The following is a 20,389-nucleotide window of genomic DNA, read 5'->3' as shown; positions in this document are numbered from 1 at the left end:
TCACTTCTGTCACTTGTGGCGGTCCCAGCCTTTCCGACCCGCCGCCGCGGGGGATAGGTGCGCGCGGACCTGCGCGGGGGCAGCCGGGCTGCCCTCCCGGGACCCGCTCGCGGGACCGGGCGGCCGACCCGACGGCGGACCCGGCGGTGGATCCGGCTGCGGACCCGACGCGGCCTTGCGGCGGACCCGGCGGCGACCCCGCGGCGGAGCCGGCCGCGGACCGACGGCGGCCCGCGGCGGCCCGGCGGGGGATCCGGCGGCGGATCCCGGCTGCGGGACTCAGCGGCGCGTGACCTCGCCCAGGTACGGGCCGAACTCGCCCGCCAGGACCAGCCGGCCGAGCTTGCGGTACTCCTCGGCGATCGCCGTCACCAGCTGGGCCATGGTCAGCGGGCCGCCCGCCGCGGCCGCGGCGTAGGCCGCGGTGACCGCGCAGGCCCGGATGCTGCCGCCGGCCAGCTCGAACCGGTCCGCGCAGAAGTCCAGGTCGAGGTCGGCCGCGCGGGGCAGCCGCTCGCCCAGACAGCGTTCCCACAGGGCAAGCCGCTGGGTGGCGTCGGGCACCGGGAAGTCGGCGATGACGTCCAGCCGGCGGGTGAACGCCTCGTCCAGGTTGGCCCGCAGATTGGTGGTCAGGACGGCGATCCCGTCGAAGGACTCCATCCGCTGCAGCAGATAGGCCGACTCGACGTTGGCGTGCCGGTCGTGGGCGTCCTTCACCTCCGAACGCTTGCCGAAGATCGCGTCCGCCTCGTCGAACAGCAGCACCGCGTTGACGGACGAGGCCTCGGTGAAGATCCGTTCCAGGTTCTTCTCCGTCTCGCCGACGTACTTGTCGACGACCGTGGACAGGTCCACCACGTACAGGTCCATGCCCAGATCGGCCGCGACGACCTCGGCGGACATGGTCTTGCCGGTGCCGGAGGCACCCGCGAACAGGGCGATCACCCCGCGCCCGCGCCCGCCGCCCGGCCGCATCCCCCACTGCCCGAGCACCTGGTCGCGGTGGCGGGCGCGCACGGCCAGCTCCCGCAGCTGCCGGTGGGTGGGCGGCGGCAGCACGAGGTCGTCCCAGCCCACGGCCGGCTCCACGCGCCGGGCCAGACGGGCGAGACCGGCACCGCTCTGGCCGCGGACGGCCGCGCGCAGGTCGTCGGGGGAGACCGGCCGGCCGTCGAGCGCGGCCGCGCGGACGGCCGTCCCGGCCGCGCGCCGCAACTGGCCGGCGTCCAGACGGTGGGCGGCCACGGACAGCGCGAGCGCCTCGACGTCGGGGCTCCGGTCCGGACTCCCGGCCGGGCTCGCGGCAGGCTCTCCGTCCAGGGCAGCAGCCGCACCGACGCCGGGCCGTGCCGGTTCGGCCGAGCAGGCCGGCCCGGTCGGTTCGCTCGGCCCGCTCCGCCCGGTCGGGCCGCTCGGCCCGGTGAGCTCGGTCAGCGCTCGCTCCAGTGCGTGCCGCCAGCGCTCCGCGTGGCGGCCCGGCGCGGGCGTCGCCACGGCGAGGGTGACGGGGGTGTCGGCGGCCCAGGCGGGTTCCCAGCCGCTCGTGCCGTACGTCAGCAGGGGTACGCCCCGCAGGGTCGCGCACACCGTGCGCAGCAGCCGGTCCCGTACGCCCGGCTGGTCGGGCAGCGCCTCCAACGGACCGAGCACCACGCCCCCGCCCGTCAGCCGGGCCTCCCGGGCGACGGCCCGGGCGAGAGCGGGCACGGCCCGCTCGTCGTGACCCAGCGCCGCCGCGTCCAGGCACAGCGCGGGCAGTCCGGCGGCCCGCAGCGCGGCGGAGGCGAGGCCCGCGGCGTCCCCGCCACGGGCCCGCAGGTGCACATGGCCGGTGCCGGTGCGCAGCGCGGCGACCGCGCGGTCCCGCTCGGCCGGGTCGGCGCCCGGGTCCTCGGCGCGCTCGCCGAACAGCCCGGCGAGGCTCGGGTCGGGCGCGTCGTCGCCGAGCAGGTGCGCGGTGACCCGGTCGGGGACGGCGAGCACCCGCGACAGCGGCGGCCGTTCGGGCTCGGTGACCTCGACGAGACCGCCGGAGACCAGCGGTGCGCCCGGGGCCAAGCGGAACCGCGCCGAGGGGATCCCGGCGCGGCCGACGAGTTCCAGCGCGAGCCCGACGGTGGGCCGACGACGCGTCAGGTCGTCGTTGAGGTAGCCGTAGAGGCGCTCGAAGCGGGCGTCCAGGTCCGGCGCCAAGGCGACCAGGAGCAGGTCCAGGTCCAGCGGCGCGAGCCCGAACCGGCCGGCCAGGACCGCGAGCGGCGAGCCGGCCGGCGGGCCGCCCGGAGCGAGGGCGGGCAGCTCGGCGTCGTACGGCGGGTCGAGCACCCGGGCGACCGCCTCGGGCGTCAGGTACTGGCCCCGATAGGGGTCGTACGGGTCGGGGTCGACGGCCTGCCGCGCCGCGACCGCCCGCCGCACCCGCTCCTCGACGAGCTGCAGCCGGCTCCACAGGTAGCGGGCCGGCTCGTCCGCGGCCGGAACATAGGCCGAAGCCGAAGCCGAAGCCGAAGCCGAAGCCGAAGCCGGGGCCGAAGCCGAGACCGTGGCCGGTGGCTCATCGCGCACGGACACGGACAGCAGACCGCCTGCGGATACGGCATCGGCTGCGGATAAGGCATCGGCTGCGGTTACGGGATCGGATGCCGTCACCGGCTCGTATGCCGTCACCGGCTCGGGTGGCCGCGCGGCGGGCGCGGGCTGGGTGCTGCTGGTCACGGCTGTCGTCCTCCTCGGCGGCGGCGGGCCGGTACCGGGCGCCGTTCCCGGGGAGCGCCGAAGCCCTCGCCCGGTGCGGGCTCGGCCAGCTCCGTGTACCGCAGCCGGTGCTGTTCGTCGCTCGGGCCGCTGCCGCCGGTGTCGTCCCTGCCGCCGGTGCCGTCGCCCGCCTCGTCCGTCGGCTCCGGCCGCGCCCCCGGGCCCGGCCGCAGCCCCGGCCCGGAGCGCATGACGAGGCCCTCGGTGACAGGCGCGGCCGTGCTCCGGGCGACTCCGGCCAGCGGGGCGCGGACCCGCAGCCCGATCGAGGGCCGCAGTTCGCCGCCGAGCGCCGACCACACGTCGGAGGCCGCCGGGGCGTCCGCGCCGGTGCCGCCGACCTCGAGCGGGACCAGCAGGCCGAGTTCGGCGAGGGTCCCGCCGAGCAGCCCCGGCGGCACGGCGTCGTGGGCCACGAGGCAGGACAGCACCTCGGAGAGCAGCCGGTGCTCGTCCTGGGGGCGGCCCGCCCAGGCGGTCACCAGATAGGTGAGCTCGAACCAGCGGGGCGGGGTGCGGCGCGCGACGACGAGGCCCTCCGCGTCGTACACCTCGCCGCCCCCGCTGCCGCGCCGCGTGTGGTCCTCGCGGACGTCGTACAGGAACACGCAGACCGTGGGCGCGCTGCGGCGCGCCGCCCAGTCTCGCGTCGGCGCGTCGAAGACGACCTCGATGCCCGACGCCTCCAGACCGGACCCGGCCAGCAGCCGCCGCAGCCCCTCGTCGACCTCGTGGATCATCGGCGCGCCACCGTGTCCGGCGGCTGCACCGTGCCGCTCACCACGAGGAAGTCGGTCGTCACCGGCGAGAAGCCGGGACCGCTCGCGGTGATGGTCCGGGGGCCGGTCTGGTCCTTGGTGAGGATGAGCAGCTGCCCGGCGAAGGTGCCGTCCCGGCGCGGCACGGTCGGCGCCGCCGCGGCCGTGATGCCGGGCTTCCAGGTGAGCCGTACGGGCACGCCGGGCGGGAAGTCCTTGCCGCGCACCGAGGTGACGAAGCCGGGCTTGCCGATCGGCGGCACGGCGACGATCTTCGGCTGGAGGATCCGGACGCGCCGCTGGGCGGTGTTGTCGCTCGGGTCGGCGTCCGTGCCGCTCGTGGTGAGCCGGCCGGTGACGCGTCCGCTGAGCGCGCGGTCGGGCCGCAGGACGACCTGGACGACGGCGCGGGCGCCGGGCGCCAGGTCCGGCAGCGCGCACGACCAGGAGGCGTCGCAGCCGGGCGGCGGCCCGTCGTGCGGGACGCCCGGGGGCAGGCCGACGCCCAGCCGCAGTCCGGTGGCGAGGGCGTCCCGGCCGTTGTGGACGGTGTACGTGACGACGACACGGCCGCCGACGTAACCCGGGGCGGGCTGGGCGTCGACCCGCACACCGGGGCCCGCGAGCGGGGCGGGCGGCGGGGGCGGAGTGGTCGGCGGCGGAGGTGCCGGCGTGGGCGTCGGGGTGGTCGGGGTCGGCGTCGGTTCCGGCGCCTCGCGCACCGGCACCACGGTCCGGCCGGTGTTGTCGCTCGGGTTGGGGTCGAGGACGGTACCGGTGACGGTCCAGTCCACCGGCTGGTCGCCCGGGACGAGTCCGGTGAGGGTGACGGTGACCGGGACCGTGGTGCCCGGCGGCACGATGCCGAGGACACAGGTCAGGGCCGCCGGGTCGCAGGTGGCGCCGGGCGCGGTGAGGGAGGTGACGGTCAGGCCCGTGGGCGGTGCGACGGTCAGCCGGGTGCCCGGCGAGGCCGCCGGGCCGTGGTTGACGACGTTCACCTGCGTCGTCCCGGTCTCGCCGACGGTCACCGGCGGTGCGGTCGGTGGGGCCTCGACCGCGAGGTCGACGGACTGCTGGACGGCGGGTTCCTTCTGGCGGCCCGGCAGGTCGACGGTGAGGTGGACGAGTTCGCCGGTGGCGACGTCCACCTTCTTCAGCTTCTCCGGGCTGTTGGGCGCCCGCTTGGGCCGGACGCTGACGATCAGGCTCTTGGCGTCGGCCGTCCAGGCGGCGTCGCGGGGCTGGAACGGGCCGGGGTTCTCGGGCAGTTCACGCCCGCAGGCGCCGGGCACGTCACGGGCGGGCTTGGGCAGCAGCACCCGGCAGGTGTCGCCGGTGGGGGAGGTGAGGATGATGCCGCTGCGCTCGTCGACGCGGCCGCCGCCGCTCTTCCGGTTGAGGGCGATGGTGGTGCCGTCCGGCGAGAACGCGGGGCTGTCGTCGATGACGTCGCAGTCGCCCGGGCAGATCGCGGCGCTCAGGTCGCGCTGCCGGTCCAGCCGGTCCACGGGCACGGTCCAGACGTGCTTGTTGCCGCCGTTGCCGTTGATCACCAGGTTGCGGGTGAAGGCCAGGGTGGTGCCGTCGGACGACCAGGCGGGCTGGGCGTCACCGCCCCGCGGCTGACCGGCCGGCGGGACGACCTCCCCGCGGATCGCGCCCGTGGCGACGTCCGCGATGAGGATGCGGCTGGGCCCGGCGGCCTCGCCGACCCCGCCGGGCGAGGTGCGGGTGAAGGCCAGGAGCCGCCCGTCCGGCGAGAACGCCGGGTCGGTGTCCCAGTCCCTGGGTCCGCGCCCGGCGAGCGGCAGCGGAGCCTCGTGGGTGCCGTCGGCGTCCACCATCCAGATCCGCTGGACGCGCTGGTCGGTGGTGCCCTCGAACCGGGTCACGACGATCCGGCGTCCGTCGGGCGTGTAGCTCTGCCGCTCGCTCCACGGGTCGAACCCGGCGGCGGGCCGGAACAGCGGGTCCACGGCCGGGTCGGTGTTGGTGTCGGCGGCCGGGTCCTCCTTGAGGATCTCCACGTTGAGGTCCCGCGGATCGGCGCCGTCCGGCCGGGCGTCCTGCAGGGTGACCACGTGCGGTCCGGCCGCCGAGGTGCGCTCGACCACCGCGCTGCCGCCGTTCATCGGCCCCAGCCAGGTGACCTCGCTGACCTCCCGGTCCTCGCTCAGCTCCAGCTTCGGGGTGGCCTCCGAGTGCGCGTCCACCCGGAAGACGTGGTTCCAGTCGCCCTTGCACTCGCAGGTGCGGTCCGGGCTGAGGAACAGCAGGCCGTCCCCGTCGGGCAGCCACGCTGCCCCGTGGGTCCGCCACTTCGCCTGCGCTCCCGAGAGCAGCTGCCCCTTGTCGACGCCGTTGGTCCACTTCAGCCGGGGGCCGTCGGGCCCGGTCGCGGTGTACGCGATGACGTCCCGGTTCTCGGCGTCGTCCACCGGGTTCCAGACCGGCTCGGAGGCGGTGCCGTGGGCCGGGTCGCTGACCAGCCGGGCGGCGCCGCCGTCCAGCGGGCGCACGTACACCTGCCGGCCGAGTACCGGGTCGACGTCGCTCACGTACGCGAGGCGCCCGCCCTCCGGCGAGACCGTGGGGTGCACCTCGTTCGCCGGGGTCTCCGTCAGCCGGGCGAGCCCGGTGCCGTCCGTGCCGACCCGCCAGATGTCGCGCTGCCCGCCGCCGGCCGGGGCCGCGTCGAAGACGACCGCGCGGCCGTCCGGGGTCAGCCGCGGGTTCGCGGCGTCGAGACCGCTGGTCAGCCGGTGCACCGCGCCGTCGGCGGTCCGCAGGTAGATCTGCGGGTCCGGCTCGTCCCGGCGGCTCGCGAACACCAACCGGTCGCCGAGCGCCGCGGGTTGCACGTCCATGTGGACCGGGCCCGGCCCGGACAGGGGCGTGCTGGAGGCGTCCGAGACCACCCGGCCCAGGCTGCGGTGCCGGGTCCCGGCGAACGCGATCCGGCCCTCACCGGCCGCGGCCGCCCGGGGGCCCGCCTGGGCCTCGTCCGGGGCGGAGGCCGCGGTCACCGCGAGGAGAGGGACCAACAGCAGCAGTGGTGCCGCGGCCCTTCCCCAGCGGTACCGCCGGCCACCGGAGCCACCCGTGCTCATCAGGGTCCACCTCACAGTCCGGTGCGTTTCCGTCCACGTACGACGCGGGGTTCGGCGCGGCGTACGACCGACGTGTCGGCCGCACGTACGCCTCCACGCGCGACTCCATGTACAACCAGGCCACCCTGCCGGTCCGCGGGCCCGCCGGGCAGGGCCGGGGGGCCGCTCCCGGGGGAAACGCGCGGTGCGCTTTCGGGCAGTCGTGGCCCCGGCGGCCTGCCGGGGCGTCGCTCAGATCAGCCCGTTGCGCAGGGCGTAGCCGACCGCGTGCGTGCGGTTGCGCAGCTGCAGCCGGGTGATCACCTCGTGCAGCACGTTCTTGACGGTCCGTTCGGAGTACGAGGTCTTCCGCGCGATCTCGGCGGTGTCCAGGCCCTCCGACACCAGCCGCAGCATGTCCGCCTCGCGTGCCGTGAGCGTGGACAACGACGAGGCGTGCGGGTCGAGCGCCGCTCGCTGCATGCTGCCGACATGGTGCAGCAGGCGGGCGAGCAGGTCGCCCGGCAGTACCCCCTCGCCCTTCGCCATCGCGAGCACCAGCCGTAACAGCCGGTCCTGGTCCGCCTCGGAGCGCCGCAACACCGCCGTGACCCCGCACTCGATGGCCCGCTGCAGGGCGTCCCCCGACTCGAAGGTGCCGACGACCAGGCCGGTGGAGGTACGCGGATCCTGCCGCAGCCGCCGCAGCAGCGCCACGGTCTCGTCGTCCACGCTGTCCACGGCCACCAGCGACACCTGCGCACCCTCCGGGCTTCCCTCGTCGACGAGTTCCAGCTCGGGGCGCTGGCGCAGCTGATGGACCACGCCGACGTGCAGCACCGGATCGGCGGCGTACACCGCCACCGAGATCCGCCGCCCCGGACGGGGTGGTGCGGCCGTGCCGGACGGGGATAGGGGGTCGGTCTGAGCCTGAGTCATGTGCGTTCCCTGTTCTGATGAGACATGTGGGGGCTAGGGAGATGCGGAACGGGGCAGGAGAGTTCCGGAGCGCGGAGCCGGCGCGTGCGGCGGCCGGCCCGGCGGGGCACCACCGTTGCCCGGTGCGTTGCCCTCCGGTCCGTGGAGGCGCCCGGGGTGCCGTCGATAGCGTCGGGGGGTGACGTCCCCAGCAGCCTCTTCCAGCCCTGGCACGCCCGCGCTCGACATCCCGCGGGTGTCGGTGACGCCGGGCGGCACCGCGATCACCAGCCTGACCGTGCGCAACGACGGTGACATCGTCGAGGCGTACGACCTGGAGGTGGTCGGCGACTGCGCCGCCTGGACGACGGTGGAACCCGCACGGGTCTCCCTGTATCCGGGCACCTCCGAGACGGTGACGATCCGGCTGGCGCCGCCGCGCTCCTCGCAGGTGCGGGCCGGTGACATGCCCCTCGCCGTACGCGTGCTGCCCACCGAGCACCCCGAGGCGGTGCGGGTCCCCGAGACCGTCGTGCACGTCGAGGAGTTCCGGGAACTGCGCACCGCCGTCGCCCCGCGCCGCCGCCGCGGCTGGCTCCGCGGGCGGTACCGGCTCGCGGTGCGCAACGACGGCAACGCGCCCGTACGGCTGGGCTTCACGGCCGGACAGCCGGGCGAGGAGCTGAAGTTCGACTTCAGGCCCACCGCTCAGGCGCTCGAGCCGGGAGAGTCCGCCGAGGTGGGGCTTCGGGTACGGACGGGCCGGCCCGTGTGGTTCGGAACGCCGGTCACCTGGCCCTTCACCCTGGACGTGACCGAGGAGCGGGACGCCGAGGAGGCGCAGGACCCGTCGGTCGTCAGGCCGCCGCTGGACGCGGAGTTCGTCCAGATCCCGATCTTCCCGAGGTGGCTGCTCGCGGTCCTGGCGGCGCTGCTCGCGCTGCTGATCGCCTGGTTCGCGCTCGTGCGCCCGGCCGTGCGCAGCACCGCCAAGGAGGCCGCCGACGAACTCGTCCAGAAGCGGCCGGCCCCCAGCGCCGAGCCGAGCACGCCGCCTTCCACCGGGACCGGCGACGCCAAGCGGCCCGGCGGCACCGGGAAGGGTGCGGGAGCGAACGGCTCCGGCGACGGCACGGGTTCGGGCGACGGTTCCGGCGGCGGGCAGCAGGGCTCGACCACGATCGACCTGCAGACGTCCGGCGGCCGGACCGAGACCGGCACCTACACCGTGCCGAAGGACAAGGCGTTCGGGATAACGGACATCGTTGTCGCCAACTTCCAGGGCGACGAGGGCGTGATGACCATCGCCTTCGGCGACCGCAAGATCACGACGATCGCGCTGGAGACCTTCCGCAACCAGGACTACCACTGGGTCACCCCCATCAGGATCGTCGAGAACCAGACCGTGACCATCCAGGTGACCTGTGCGAAGCCGGGCACCCCGGCCACCGGTCGGCAGGCGCAGAAGTGCCACGAGGTCCTGAACGTGAGCGGGGTGCTCAGCGACCTCAGGTGAACCGGGCGGCACGGACCATCCTCGGCGAGATCCGTAAACATGCAAACCGCACGCAACCCCGCTGTCCAGAAGGTGACGTCCCGGGGAGGCGAGGAGCTGTCCGCTTTGCGGACATGTGTTCGGACGGAAAAGCCGTTAAAACGGCGGACTTCGGTCCGCCGTTCCCCGTGTGAGGGCCGGCGCAGGAAGACCGAATCGCGTACCTTCGCCGTTCCCGCCCCGACCGTCAGGCTCGTCAGGCTCGTCGGCCTTGTCATGCCTGTCAGGCTTGTCAGGCCTGTCATGCTTGTTCATCCCCGCCAGACACGGGGCCGGGGCGGTCCGGGTTCCTCGGGCAAACGAGCTCGCGGAGCCGTACGCCTTGGTCATACTGGCCGGGTGCCCAGCATCGTGATCCCCGCCCACAACGAGGAACGCACCCTCGGCCGGCTCCTGGACCGCCTCCTGGAAGGCGCCGCCGAGCGGGAGTTCGACATCCTCGTCGTGTGCAACGGCTGTACGGACGACACCGCCGCCGTCGCCGCCGCGCGCGGCCCGCGGGTGCGCGTCGTCGAGACCCCCGTCCCGTCCAAGCACGAGGCGCTGCGCCTCGGCGACCGGCACGCCGAGGGCTTTCCCCGGCTGTACGTGGACGCCGACGTCGAACTCGGCGCCGCCGACGTACGCGCCCTGACCGCGGCGCTCTCCGGCCCCGGCGCCGTGCTCGCCGCCGCACCCGCGCGCGAGCTCCCGATGACGGGCTGCTCCTGGCGCGTGCGCGCGTACTACCGCGTCTGGCAGCGGCTCCCGGCCGTACGCGACGGCCTGTTCGGGCGCGGAGTGATCGCCATGTCGGCCGAGGGCCACGCCCGGCTCGCCGCGCTCCCGCCGCTGATGGCCGACGACCTGGCGGCCTCCCTCGCCTTCACCACGACGGAACGCTCCGTGGTCCCCGCGGCCCGTGTCGTCGTCCGTCCGCCGCGCACCTGGCCGGACCTGATCCGCCGTCGGGTCAGGGCGGCGACGTCGACGGCCCAACTGGAGGCCCACCAGGGCACCTCCGCCGCCGCGGGAACCCCGCAGCCCTCCGCCCGCACCGGGATCTCCGACCTGCGCGCCCTGCTGCGCGCGGACCCGACCCTGCTGCCCGCCATGGTCGTCTTCCTCTCGGCGGCGCTCGCCGCGCGCAGGGGCGCGCGCAAGGCGGTCGCGGCGGGGGACTTCGACACCTGGCTGAGGGACGAGAGCAGTCGGCAGTGACCTGAGGGGCAGTGCCCCGAGAAAGCGGATTCCCGAGAACGCCGTTGCCCGAAACGGCAGTTACCCGAAAAGGCAGTGACCCGGGACGATCCGGCCGTTCCCGCCCCCGCGTGATCAACGCCGCTTAGGCTGCACATGATCACGCCAAGGGAGGGGCCACTCATGACGTACCGGATTCCGGGGCGGCGTGCCGCCAGACTGGCGGCGGTCGCGCTCGCCTTCTGTGCCGCCTGGACGGGGCCGGTCGCGCCGACCGCGCGGGCCGGGGAGCAGGCGGTGGTGACGGCGGGGGAGCAGGCGGCGGTGACGGCGGACGCCGGGCCGCTCACGCCCGCGACCCGTTTCTACGTGGACCCCGACAACGGGGCCGCGCGGCAGGCGGTCCTCGACGCCGCGGCCGGGGACACGGACGACGCCGCGAACATGACGCGGCTCGCCGGACTGCCGCAGGCCGCCTGGTTCACCGGGGGAACTCCCGAGGAGGTCCGCGCGGACGCCGCCGAGCTCGTCGCGCGGGCCGGCGCCGCCGGGCAGGTGCCGGTGCTCGTCGCGTACAACGTGCCCGGCCGCGACTGCGGCCTCTACTCCTCGGGCGGCGCCGCGTCCTCCGCCGCCTACCGGGAGTGGGTCACCGCGCTCGCCGAGGGTGTCGGGGACGCCCCGGCCGTCGTGGTCCTGGAGCCCGACGGCCTCGCGGCCCTGCCCGAGGACTGCGCGGGCCCGGTCGACCCGACCGGCGAGCTGACCACCGCCCGTCTCGCCGACCTCGGCTTCGCCGTGACCACGCTCAAGCAGCGGCCGGGCACCGCCGTCTACCTCGACGCGGGCAACAGCAGATGGCGTGCGGTCGGCGACATGGCCCGGCGGCTGATCGACGCGGGCGTGGCCCGTGCCGACGGCTTCTCGCTCAACGTGTCCAACTTCCAGCCCACCGACCACCAGACCCGCTACGGCACCTGGGTCTCCAAGTGCGTCTGGTTCGCCACCAAGGGTCCCGACTGGGGCCGCGGCCACACCGACTGGTGCGCGAGCCAGTACTACTCGGCCGCCGCCCCGAACGACGGACAGCCGGGCAACGCGGTCTCCGCCGACGACCCGACCACCTGGCACTGGACCGACGCCTGGTACGACCAGTCGGCCGGGCAGCCCGCCACCACCGAACTCGCCCACTTCGTCGTCGACACCAGCCGCAACGGCCGCGGCCCCTGGCAGCCCGCCGCCGGCACCTACGCCGACCCCGAGACCTGGTGCAACCCGCCGGGCCGCGGCATGGGCCCGCGCCCGACCGCCGACACCGGCACGCCCCTGGTGGACGCCTACCTGTACGTGAAGACGATCGGCGAGTCCGACGGCAGCTGCACCCGGGGCACCACCGGGCCCGTCGACCCGGTGTACGGCGTCGTCGACCCGCCCGCCGGCGCCTGGTGGCCGGACCTCGCGCACGCGCTGGCCCGCGACGCCGAACCGGCACTGCTCCCCTGAGACGCCGGGCCGTCCACGGCCCGGGTCCTTCACAGGCCTGCTCCTCCACGGCCCGGACCCTCCACCGGCCCCGGCACTCTGCCTGCCAGGCGCTACAAGGCCTAGGACCTCCACCGGCCCCGGCCCCGGCCCCCGCCCCGGCCCTGCCCGGCGCCCCGCCCCTGTGCCCTGCGTCACCCCGGCCGCCTTCTTCGAACGGGCTCTCGACGCGGGGCCCCGCCCTGCGCGATGATCACGCCCGCACCACACCACCCTCCACCACCTCGCATCCCACACCGGGAGGACGTTGATGGCTCGCCGCACATCCCGCGGCCTGATCGCCGCGGCCACCGCCACCGTGGCGCTGATCGCTCCGGCCGGGTCGGCCTCGGCTTCGGGCACCGCCCCCGCCGCCGTCGGACCCCAGGCCCGGGTCTTCATGGTCAACCCCGTGCAGTCCACGGGCGACCAGTCGCTCGCCGACGCCAAGGACGCCGCCGACGCGGTGCCCGGCTCCGCGTACACCACCGTGGAACTCCGCGGCCTCGACGGCAGCGGCGGGCTCTCCGGCCGCTGGGCGTACGTCCGTTCCGACACGGGCGCCTCGGCGAAGACCGCCGAGGCCGGCACGTACGACCGGAACGACGACCAGTTCGAGCAGGTCATGGCGTACTTCTGGGTCAACGAGGCCCAGGAGTACCTGCAGGGCCTCGGCTTCGGCAGCGAGCTGCCCGGCGCCAACGACCGCGCGCAGCCGGTGCGGATCAACCAGTGGGGCTCGGACAACTCCTTCTTCACCGACAAGAAGGACGAGATCCGCTTCGGCAAGGGCGGCGTCGACGACGCCGAGGACGCCGAGGTGATCGTGCACGAGTACGGGCACGCCGTGCACGAGGCCCAGGTCCCCGGCTTCGGCACCTCGGCCGAGGCCGGTGCGATCGGCGAGGCCTTCGGCGACTACCTGGCCGTCGAGGTCGGCAACGCCGCCGCGGCCCGCCACGGCTGGCCGGTGAAGGCGAACCCCGCCTGCGTGGCCGACTGGGACTCCGTCTCGTACAGCAAGGCCCCGCACTGCCTGCGCCGGATCGACGGCGACAAGGTGTACGCCGACCGGACGGGCGAGGTGCACGCCGACGGCGAGATCTGGTCCCGGGCGCTGTGGGACATCCGCGGCGCGCTCGGCGCCAGGACCGCCGACCGGATCATCGTGAACGCCCAGTTCGGCTTCGCGCCCGGCACCTCCTTCGCGGACGCCGCGGCGAAGACGATCGCCACGGCGCGCGCCATGTACGGGCAGGGCGCGGCGGACGCGGTCCGCGAGGCCTTCCGGGCCCGACAGATCCCGGGGGTCTGAGGACGGCCCCGGGGTCTGTCCCGGCCCTGATCCGACGGACGGGCCCCGGGCCGCCGGGGGCTTCGGCCGGCGGGCACCCCGGGGTCCGCCCCGGCGGGTGACCCGCCGTCCGTCCGGTGGGATCCCTGACGCCGCAGGGGGTATCGAAAACAGACACCCCCCTCGCGACGGAAAGGAGCCCCCTCATGGACACCGGCAGGAGCGTCGGCTTCGTCACGTCCTTCGACCGCGCGGCCGGCTACGGCTTCGTCCTACCTCTCAACTCCGAGGAACCCGTCTTCTTCCGCACCGACGACATCGAGGGCCGCCACGCGCTCTCCGAGGGCCAGCAGGTCTCCTTCGTCCTGGTCCTCGGCGACGGCCGCTTCGAGGCCAAGGAGATCCGTCCCTGAGCCGAGCCGGGCCAGCGGGACGCGGCGGAAGACGATCGACTCGTACGGGCCGCGCACCCCGGTCTCGTACAGCACGCCGACCGCGCCCGCGTCCACCCGCACCAGGTCCGAGTACGCGGCGGGGCGCGGCGAGAGCGTGAGGGCCCGGACGGCGGTGCGGCCGCCGTCGGTGCTGGTCCACAGGGCCGCGGCGGCGCGCCGGTCCGGGACCGAGGGCGCGGAGAAGAGCAGCAGGCCCGGCCGCCCCGGCACGTACAGCAGGCTGCCCTGTACGACCGGCACGTCGGCCAGGCCGGGCGTCGGCGCGTAGGGCCGGTCGAGCGTGGCGCCGCCGTCGGCCGACCGGCTGCCGACGCGGTTGCCGGGGCCGGTGCCGTGCTGGTCGCGGGCGCTGAAGCGGAGGCTGCCGTCGGGGAGTTCGGCGACCGTGGACTCGTTGGTGTTGACGGTGCCCTCGTACGACTCGTCGGCGTAGCCGATGTGCCAGTGGTGGCCGCCGTCGTCGCTGTAGAGGGCGTGGGCACCGTAGTAGCGCGGCTCGCGGCCGGTGTCGGACGAGCCGGGCGGGGGCGCGGCCGAGTGGTTGGCGGGGACGACGAGCCGGCCGGCGTGGCGGCCGTGGGCGAGCGCGATCGCGTGGCCGGGGCCGGTGGCGTACCAGCGCCAGCCGTCCCGCTTGACCGAGGACGTGACGTCCCGGGGCGCGGAGAAGCTGCGCCCGTCGTCCGTGCTGCGCTGCACGTAGACCCGTCGGCCCCGCTCCGGGCCCACCCGGCCCTGGAGCACGGCGCGTTCGGTCACGTCTCCGTCGTTTCCCGAGGAGAGCAGGACCACGTCGCCGCTGCGCGGATCGACCACCGGTGCCGGGTTGCCCCGGGTGTCGCCGTGACCGGGCGCGACGACGGTCGACGGGCCCCAGGTGCAGCCGCCGTCCGTCGAGCGCCGCAGCACGAGGTCCACGGCCCCCGAGTCGCCCGCGCCGTGCACCCTGCCCTCGGCGAAGGCGAGCAGCGTCCCGGCGGGGGTGCGGACGACGGCCGGTATGCGGTAGACCGCGTAGCCGCCGGTGCCGGAGACGTACGGCACGGAGGAGGCACACCCGGACGGGTCCGCCGGTGTGTCCGCCGCCACCGCGCCCAGGACCAGACCGGCCACCACCGGCACGCCACCCCACCGCCACCTTCGCATGCGGCCACCGCACACGGGCGGGACGTCGGGCGCCCCAACGTCCGCCCAAGGAAGGGGAGTCGGCGGGCGAAGGCGGGGTGAACGGGCCGGACCCGCGAAGTCCCGCCGGTCAGCTGTCGAAGCCCAGGCCCGCCCGGTCGAGGGCGCGCAGCCACAGGTTGCGGCGACCCTCCTGCGCGTCCGCGCGGGCCAGCGCCCACTGGGTGATGCCGATGCCGACGGAGCGCACCGGCTCGGGCGGGAACGGCAGCGGCTTGCGGCGCACCATCTCCAGGGAGGTGCGCTCGGTCCGCTCACCGGCGAGCAGGTCGAGCATGACCTCGGCGCCGAAGCGCGTGGCGCCCACGCCGAGGCCGGTGTAGCCGGCCGCGTACGCCACCCGGCCGCGGTGGCTGGTGTCGAAGAAGGCGCAGAAGCGCGTGCTGGCGTCGATCGCGCCGCCCCAGGCGTGGCTGAAGCGCACTCCCGCGAGCTGCGGGAACGCCGCGAAGAAGTGCCGGGCCAGGGTCGCGAAGGTCTCGTGCCGCTGGTCGCGCTCGGCGCGCACGCCGCCGCGGAAGCGGTACACGGCGTCGAAGCCGCCCCACAGGATGCGGTTGTCGGCGGAGAGCCGAACGTAGTGGAAGCGGTTGGCGCAGTCGGCGAAGCCCTGTCTGTTCCGCCAGCCCACGGCGGCGAGCTGATCGACCGTCAGGGGCTCGGTCATCAGCGCGTAGTCGTAGACTGGGACGGTGTACGGGCGGTGGCGGCGCAGCAGTGACGGATAGGCGTTGGTGGCGAGGGCGACCCGCCGGGCGCGCACCCGGCCGTAGGGCGTGGTCACGGCGATCCGGGCGCCGTCCTCCCGCAGGGCGGTGGCCGGGGTGTGCTCGTACACCCGGACGTCGAGCTCCTGGCAGGCGCGCTTGAGGCCCCAGGCGAGCCGGGCCGGATGGACCATGGCGACGCCGTCCTTGTTCCACAGGCCGCCGAGGAAGGCCGGGGAGTCGATCTCGGCGCGGACGGCGGCCTCGTCGAGGAGGGCGACCTCCGTGCCGTACCGCGCGGCGGCCTCGGCCTCCTCCTTCAGGCCCGCCAGCTGGTACGGCTCGGTGGCCACGGTCAGGGAGCCGGTGCGCTCCCAGTCGCAGGCGATGCCGTGCCGGCCGATGGTGTCCTCGATCGCCCGGAGGTTCTCCCGGCCGAGGCGTTCCAGGCGGCCGATCTCTCCCGGCCAGCGGGCAAGCCCGTTGCCGAGGCCGTGGGTCAGGCTGGATTCGCAGAAGCCGCCGTTGCGGCCGGACGCGGCGCCGCCCACCTCGCCCGCCTCGATGAGGACCACGTCGGCGGACGGGTCGCGCTCCTTGGCGATCAGCGCGGTCCACAGCCCGCTGTAGCCGCCGCCGACCACGAGCAGGTCGCAGTCGGTGGGGCCGACGAGGGCGGGGACGGCCGGAGGCTTGCGGGAGTCGTCCAGCCAGAAGGGGGTGGGCGAGGCGTCCCGGAGCGCGTGCACGGGGTCCATGGGCGGGGCTCCTTCGGATCGCGGAGGTACGGGTACGGGCCTCCGAAGTGCCGCCAAGGGAACCGGTCGGCGGGAAGTTGCGTCAATGGTGTTGTCGTAAGAACGCCTGGCGAGGTCCGGCCGCAGCCGCGTGCGGGGCCCGCCGCAGCCGCCTTCCGATGCCTCGCCGCAGCCGTATTCCGGGCCCTTGCCGCAGCCGCCTTCCGATGCCTCGCCGCAGCCGTTTTCCGGGCCCTCGCCATAGCCGCCAGCCGATGCCCCGCCGGGCCGCCCGCCGGCACCGGGTCGGGGCCGCGGCACCGTTGCGCCTGCTCTCCGCGCCGCCCTGCTTCGGGACCCTGCTCCGGGACCCAGCGCGTCGGGTGCCTCAGCCTGCGGTGTGCGCCGCCAGCCGCGCCCCCACCGCGTCGAGCAGCAGCTCGAGCGCGAACGGGTGGCCGCTGTCCCGCATGTCCGCCGCGAGCAGCGGGAACGTCGCCGCGACGTGCGGATGGGTGTCGGCCGAGAGCTTTCCGTACGCCGCGTGCCACACCTGCTCGTCCGCGGCGCGGGCCGGTTCCGGCAGCGCGAGCGCGGCGGCGTCCAGGGCGGCGAAGGCCAGCGCCTGGTCCACGAAAGCGTGGTAGATCCGCACCGCCTCCGCGTCCGGGAATCCCGCCCTGCGCAGCACGCCGAGGATCGACTCGACGGCCCGCGTCTCGTGCTCGCGGCCGGTCGTGCGGTGCGCGGCGAGCGCCGCCACCTGCGGGTTCGCCAGGTACGCGGCATGGATGCGCAGTGCGATCTCCCGCAGGTCCGCCCGCCAGTCGCCGGTGGCCCGCCAGCCCGTCTGCGCCCGCCCCACCATCTCGTCGGCGAGGGCGAGGAGCAGGTCGTCGGTGTTGCGGAAGTACCGGTAGACCGCGCTGGGGTCCGCGCCGAGGGCCGCGCCGAGGCGCCGTACGGACAGCGCGTCCGCCCCGTGCTGGGCGACCAGGCGCAGGGCGGTCTCGACGATCATCCGCTCGGAGAGCACGGTGCCGTTCTTGGTGGGGCGGCGGCGCTGCCGCCGGTGCTCCGGGACCACTCGTTCTGCCATGGCCGGACCCTACCGCCGCGAGCGTTACGACAACACCCTTGACGTTCACGTGACGGCGGCTGTTGCATGGCGCACCTCGTACCGGCCGCTCGCGCCGGGCCCCCTCACCCTCCAGGAGTACGCAGATGAGCACGGCCGACCTGGTCTTCACCGGTGGCCCCGTCTTCACCGGCGACCCGGCCCGCACCCGGGCCGGCTCCCTCGCCGTGACCGGCGAGCGGATCACCGCCGTCGGTCACGACGAGGTGCGCGACCTCATCGGTCCCGGAACCGAAGTCGTGGACCTGAAGGGTAAGTTGCTGATACCAGGCTTCCAGGACTCGCACATCCACGCGGTGTACGGCGGCGTGGAGCTCGCCGAGTGCGACCTCAGCGGCACGACGGGCGTCGACGAATACCGCTCGATCATCGCCGGGTTCGCCGCCGCCCACCCCGACCACGAGTGGATCACCGGCGGCGGCTGGTCCCTGGAGAGCTTCGAAGGCGGCCTGCCCACACGGCAGTTGCTCGACTCGATCGTCTCCGACCGGCCCGTCTGCCTGGTCAACCGCGACCACCACGGCTCCTGGGTCAACTCCCGTGCCCTGGAACTGGCCGGGATCACCGCCGACACCCCCGACCCGGCCGACGGCCGCATCGAGCGCGACGCGGACGGCGTCCCCACCGGCGTCCTCCAGGAGGGCGCCTCGGCCCTGGTCTCCCGGCTGATCCCGCCGAGCACCACGGCCGACCGGGTCGCCGGGCTGCTCCGCGCCCAGGCCCTGCTGCACTCGCTGGGCATCACCGGCTGGCAGGACGCCCTGCTCGGCGAGTTCAGCGGCAAGCCCGACCCGTCCGACGCGTACGTCGCCACCGCCCTGGACGGCACCCTGACCGCCCGCGTCACCGGCGCGCTGTGGTGGGATCGCCTCCGGGGTGCCGAGCAGCTGCCCGAGCTGGTCGCCCAGCGCGAGAAGTTGAGCCACGGCCGGTTCCGCGCCGGCTCGGTGAAGATCATGCAGGACGGCATCGCCGAGAACTTCACCGCCGCCATGACCAGCCCCTACCTCGACGGCTGCGGCTGCGCCACCGCGAACACCGGCATGAGCTTCGTCGACCCCGAGGCGCTGCGCGGCTACGTCACGGAGCTCGACGCCCTCGACTTCCAGGTCCACTTCCACGCACTCGGCGACCGTGCCGTACGGGAGGCCCTGGACGCGATCGAGGCGGCAGTCGCCGCCAACGGCCGCCGGGGCAACCGCCACCACCTGGCCCATCTCCAGGTCGTGCACCCCGACGACATCGCCCGCTTCGCCCGGCTCGGGGCGCTCGCCAACATCCAGCCGCTGTGGGCCGCGCACGAACCGCAGATGGACGAACTGACCATCCCCTTCCTCGGACCCGAACGCGCCGCCTGGCAGTACCCGTTCGGCGACCTGGTGCGGGCCGGGGCGACCCTGGTGGCCGGGAGCGACTGGCCGGTCAGCAGCCCCGACCCGCTCGCCGGTCTCCATGTCGCCGTCAACCGCACCGAGCCCGGGGCCACCGACGGCAGGGTCTTCCTGCCCGAGCAGCGCCTCGATCTCACCACCGCCCTCGCCGCCTACACGGCCGGATCGGCCCATGTGAACGGGCACGACGACGCCGGCAGCCTGCGGGCCGGCAACCTCGCGGACCTCGTCGTGCTCGACCGCGACATCCTCACCGGCCCGCCCGAGGAGATCGCCTCGGCCCGGGTGGAGCAGACGTTCGTCGGCGGCACCCGCGTGTACGGCGGCTGACCGTCCTCAGGCCCGCCGCCGGTGACGGGGCCCGGAACCTCCGTGGCGGTGGGGGTGTCCGGACTGCCACCTCCGCTCCGCTCCGCTCGTGGAGGGGCCGCCACGGCCGGGCATCTCACCGCTGCTCCGACCCCCGGACTCCCTCCCCGCCGTCGTCCGGCGGGCCGATCGACCATGACTCGTGACCTGGAGGTCAGCTCTGATGACCGGACGAGGCCCGTGCCCGGAGCCGGGCGGTGAGCAGCACGCCCGGGGGGGTGCTGCCACCGCCCTCCAGGGCGGAGACCAGCAGGGCCATGCCCTCCTCGGCGACGTCCGCCGGGCGCAGGCTCAGCGTGCTGACCGGCGGGTCGGCGTGGGCGGCCGAGTCGTCCTCGCTGACGCAGACCACCCGTACGTCGCCGGGGACCGCCAGGCCGAGGCGGCGCGCCGCGTCCATGACCAGGGGCGGGCTCGCCTCGGCGACGACGAGGAGGCCGTCCGGCCGCTGATCGGCGCTCAGGGCCTGCTCGACCGCGCGGACCACTGGCCCGTTCCCGGCTGCCGGGACCAGCGTGACCAGCTCCTGCGCGCCGTGCCGTGCGCACCAGGCGCGGTAGGCCGCGAGCATCTCGCGGTGGAAGCGGGTCGTGCTGTCCGGCAGGACGAGCGCGGTCCGCCGGGCCCCGCCCGCCCGCAGGTGGTCCAGTGACTCCCGTACGGCCGCGTCGGCGTCGATGTCGACCCAGTGCGCGCCTTCCCGGCCCGCGACCGACGCGTCGCTGAAGACCGGGATCCGGGCCGCCAGGAAGTCCTCCACCATCGGGTCGTCCTCGACCGGATCGGCGACGATGACGGCCTCCAGGGGCAGGTCCGCCCACTCCTGCTGCAGCGTTCCCGCGGGCAGCAACACCAGGGCGTACCCGTGCCGCAGCGCGGCGGCGGCCGTCGCGCCGGTGAGCTGCGCGAAATAGGGCGAGTCGAAGTACGTCCAGGGCTCGCCGGCGAACTCGCCGACCACGTAGCCGATCAGCCGGGCCCGCCCGGCGCGCAGCTGGCGCGCGGTGGCGTTGGGGCGGTAGCCCATGCGGCGCGCGGTCTCGACCGCCTTCTCGCGCACGGCGGGGGAGAGCCGCCCCGTGCCGTTGAGCGCCGCCGAAACGGTCGTCTTGGAGAGGCCCGCCTCGCGGGCGACGTCGACGAGCCGCACCCGGGGCGCGACCGCCCGGCCGCGGCTGTCCCCGGCATGCCCTTCGGGCCGTTCACGTGTGGTCACGGTCCGATGCTGCCATCTCTCCGACCTCTGCAAAACCGTTCCCGCAAACTCTCCGGAAGTCTTGTGCGGGAACGTTCCCGCATCAATACTCGCTCCAATCCTCCCCCCACCGTCCCA

At 75.1% G+C, this 20,389-nt stretch carries 13 protein-coding genes and 1 pseudogene; 6 read left to right on the top strand and 8 right to left on the bottom strand.

What is annotated here, in order from left to right; all coding sequences use genetic code 11:
* Positions 1 to 279: 279 nt before the first annotated feature.
* The 4 genes from ACFY8W_RS27345 to ACFY8W_RS27330 all read right to left on the bottom strand — a co-directional run bounded on the left by ACFY8W_RS27345 (position 280) and on the right by ACFY8W_RS27330 (position 7,546).
* Positions 280 to 2,454 (bottom strand): AAA family ATPase, encoded by a 2,175-nt coding sequence (locus tag ACFY8W_RS27345; RefSeq protein ID WP_391111057.1) that lies wholly within the window; start codon positions 2,452 to 2,454, stop codon positions 280 to 282.
* A gap of 260 nt (positions 2,455 to 2,714) precedes the next feature.
* Positions 2,715 to 3,497 carry a Pvc16 family protein gene (locus ACFY8W_RS27340; protein WP_391110440.1) on the bottom strand — a complete coding sequence of 261 codons (783 nt, stop codon included), beginning with the start codon at positions 3,495 to 3,497 and terminating at the stop codon, positions 2,715 to 2,717.
* Entirely contained in the window at positions 3,494 to 6,628 is a 3,135-nt protein-coding gene (locus ACFY8W_RS27335; RefSeq protein ID WP_391110437.1) for a hypothetical protein, read from the bottom strand. The genes ACFY8W_RS27340 and ACFY8W_RS27335 overlap by 4 nt, the downstream gene beginning before the upstream one ends.
* A 231-nt stretch (positions 6,629 to 6,859) precedes the next feature.
* Positions 6,860 to 7,546, bottom strand: a complete 687-nt coding sequence (locus ACFY8W_RS27330; protein WP_391110434.1) for a LuxR C-terminal-related transcriptional regulator — start codon at positions 7,544 to 7,546, stop codon at positions 6,860 to 6,862.
* A 178-nt stretch (positions 7,547 to 7,724) separates the two neighbouring features.
* Between ACFY8W_RS27330 and ACFY8W_RS27325 the strand changes: the two genes are divergently transcribed.
* The 5 genes from ACFY8W_RS27325 (at position 7,725) to ACFY8W_RS27305 (ending at position 13,487) form a co-directional block, all read left to right on the top strand.
* On the top strand, positions 7,725 to 9,041 hold the full coding sequence (locus ACFY8W_RS27325; RefSeq protein ID WP_391110431.1) for a hydrolytic protein: 1,317 nt from the start codon (positions 7,725 to 7,727) through the stop codon (positions 9,039 to 9,041).
* Positions 9,042 to 9,419: 378 nt separating this feature from the next.
* Positions 9,420 to 10,280, top strand: a complete 861-nt coding sequence (locus tag ACFY8W_RS27320; RefSeq protein ID WP_391110428.1) for a glycosyltransferase — start codon at positions 9,420 to 9,422, stop codon at positions 10,278 to 10,280.
* A 162-nt stretch (positions 10,281 to 10,442) separates the two neighbouring features.
* On the top strand, positions 10,443 to 11,762 hold the full coding sequence (locus ACFY8W_RS27315; RefSeq protein ID WP_391110426.1) for a glycoside hydrolase family 6 protein: 1,320 nt from the start codon (positions 10,443 to 10,445) through the stop codon (positions 11,760 to 11,762).
* A 289-nt stretch (positions 11,763 to 12,051) separates the two neighbouring features.
* Complete coding sequence (locus ACFY8W_RS27310; protein ID WP_391110423.1) at positions 12,052 to 13,095, top strand: M4 family metallopeptidase; 1,044 nt, start codon at positions 12,052 to 12,054, stop codon at positions 13,093 to 13,095.
* A 185-nt stretch (positions 13,096 to 13,280) separates the two neighbouring features.
* Positions 13,281 to 13,487, top strand: a complete 207-nt coding sequence (locus ACFY8W_RS27305; RefSeq protein ID WP_391110420.1) for a cold shock domain-containing protein — start codon at positions 13,281 to 13,283, stop codon at positions 13,485 to 13,487.
* Here the strand turns inward: ACFY8W_RS27305 and ACFY8W_RS27300 are convergent.
* The 3 genes and pseudogenes from ACFY8W_RS27300 to ACFY8W_RS27290 all read right to left on the bottom strand — a co-directional run.
* Positions 13,488 to 14,675: pseudogene (locus tag ACFY8W_RS27300) on the bottom strand (exo-alpha-sialidase); the annotation flags it as partial.
* 109 nt (positions 14,676 to 14,784) lie between these two features.
* Entirely contained in the window at positions 14,785 to 16,179 is a 1,395-nt protein-coding gene (locus ACFY8W_RS27295; RefSeq protein WP_391110418.1) for an FAD-dependent oxidoreductase, read from the bottom strand.
* 367 nt (positions 16,180 to 16,546) lie between these two features.
* Positions 16,547 to 17,257 (bottom strand): TetR family transcriptional regulator, encoded by a 711-nt coding sequence (locus ACFY8W_RS27290; protein WP_391110415.1) that lies wholly within the window; start codon positions 17,255 to 17,257, stop codon positions 16,547 to 16,549.
* 125 nt (positions 17,258 to 17,382) lie between these two features.
* On the opposite strand from ACFY8W_RS27290, the gene ACFY8W_RS27285 reads away from it, so the two are divergent.
* Positions 17,383 to 19,017 (top strand): amidohydrolase family protein, encoded by a 1,635-nt coding sequence (locus ACFY8W_RS27285; RefSeq protein ID WP_391110412.1) that lies wholly within the window; start codon positions 17,383 to 17,385, stop codon positions 19,015 to 19,017.
* 193 nt (positions 19,018 to 19,210) lie between these two features.
* Here the strand turns inward: ACFY8W_RS27285 and ACFY8W_RS27280 are convergent, their stop codons facing one another.
* A complete protein-coding gene (locus ACFY8W_RS27280) occupies positions 19,211 to 20,272 on the bottom strand; it encodes a substrate-binding domain-containing protein (protein ID WP_391110409.1) in 1,062 nt (353 codons plus the stop codon).
* Positions 20,273 to 20,389: the final 117 nt, after the last annotated feature.

Origin of the sequence: Streptomyces sp. NPDC012637, from assembly GCF_042954805.1 — a bacterium.
Lineage (GTDB): Bacteria > Actinomycetota > Actinomycetes > Streptomycetales > Streptomycetaceae > Streptomyces.
This window is presented reverse-complemented; position numbering and strand designations above follow the sequence as displayed.

What these genes read in the sequence shown, in the direction of transcription:
- ACFY8W_RS27295 (WP_391110418.1), bottom strand. Translation starts at nt 16,179, where the DNA reads ATGGACCCCGTGCACGCGCTCCGGGACGCCTCGCCCACCCCCTTCTGG.
- ACFY8W_RS27340 (WP_391110440.1), bottom strand. Translation starts at nt 3,497, where the DNA reads ATGATCCACGAGGTCGACGAGGGGCTGCGGCGGCTGCTGGCCGGGTCC.
- ACFY8W_RS27290 (WP_391110415.1), bottom strand. Translation starts at nt 17,257, where the DNA reads ATGGCAGAACGAGTGGTCCCGGAGCACCGGCGGCAGCGCCGCCGCCCC.
- ACFY8W_RS27305 (WP_391110420.1), top strand. Translation starts at nt 13,281, where the DNA reads ATGGACACCGGCAGGAGCGTCGGCTTCGTCACGTCCTTCGACCGCGCG.
- ACFY8W_RS27335 (WP_391110437.1), bottom strand. Translation starts at nt 6,628, where the DNA reads ATGAGCACGGGTGGCTCCGGTGGCCGGCGGTACCGCTGGGGAAGGGCC.
- ACFY8W_RS27310 (WP_391110423.1), top strand. Translation starts at nt 12,052, where the DNA reads ATGGCTCGCCGCACATCCCGCGGCCTGATCGCCGCGGCCACCGCCACC.
- ACFY8W_RS27330 (WP_391110434.1), bottom strand. Translation starts at nt 7,546, where the DNA reads ATGACTCAGGCTCAGACCGACCCCCTATCCCCGTCCGGCACGGCCGCA.
- ACFY8W_RS27285 (WP_391110412.1), top strand. Translation starts at nt 17,383, where the DNA reads ATGAGCACGGCCGACCTGGTCTTCACCGGTGGCCCCGTCTTCACCGGC.
- ACFY8W_RS27315 (WP_391110426.1), top strand. Translation starts at nt 10,443, where the DNA reads ATGACGTACCGGATTCCGGGGCGGCGTGCCGCCAGACTGGCGGCGGTC.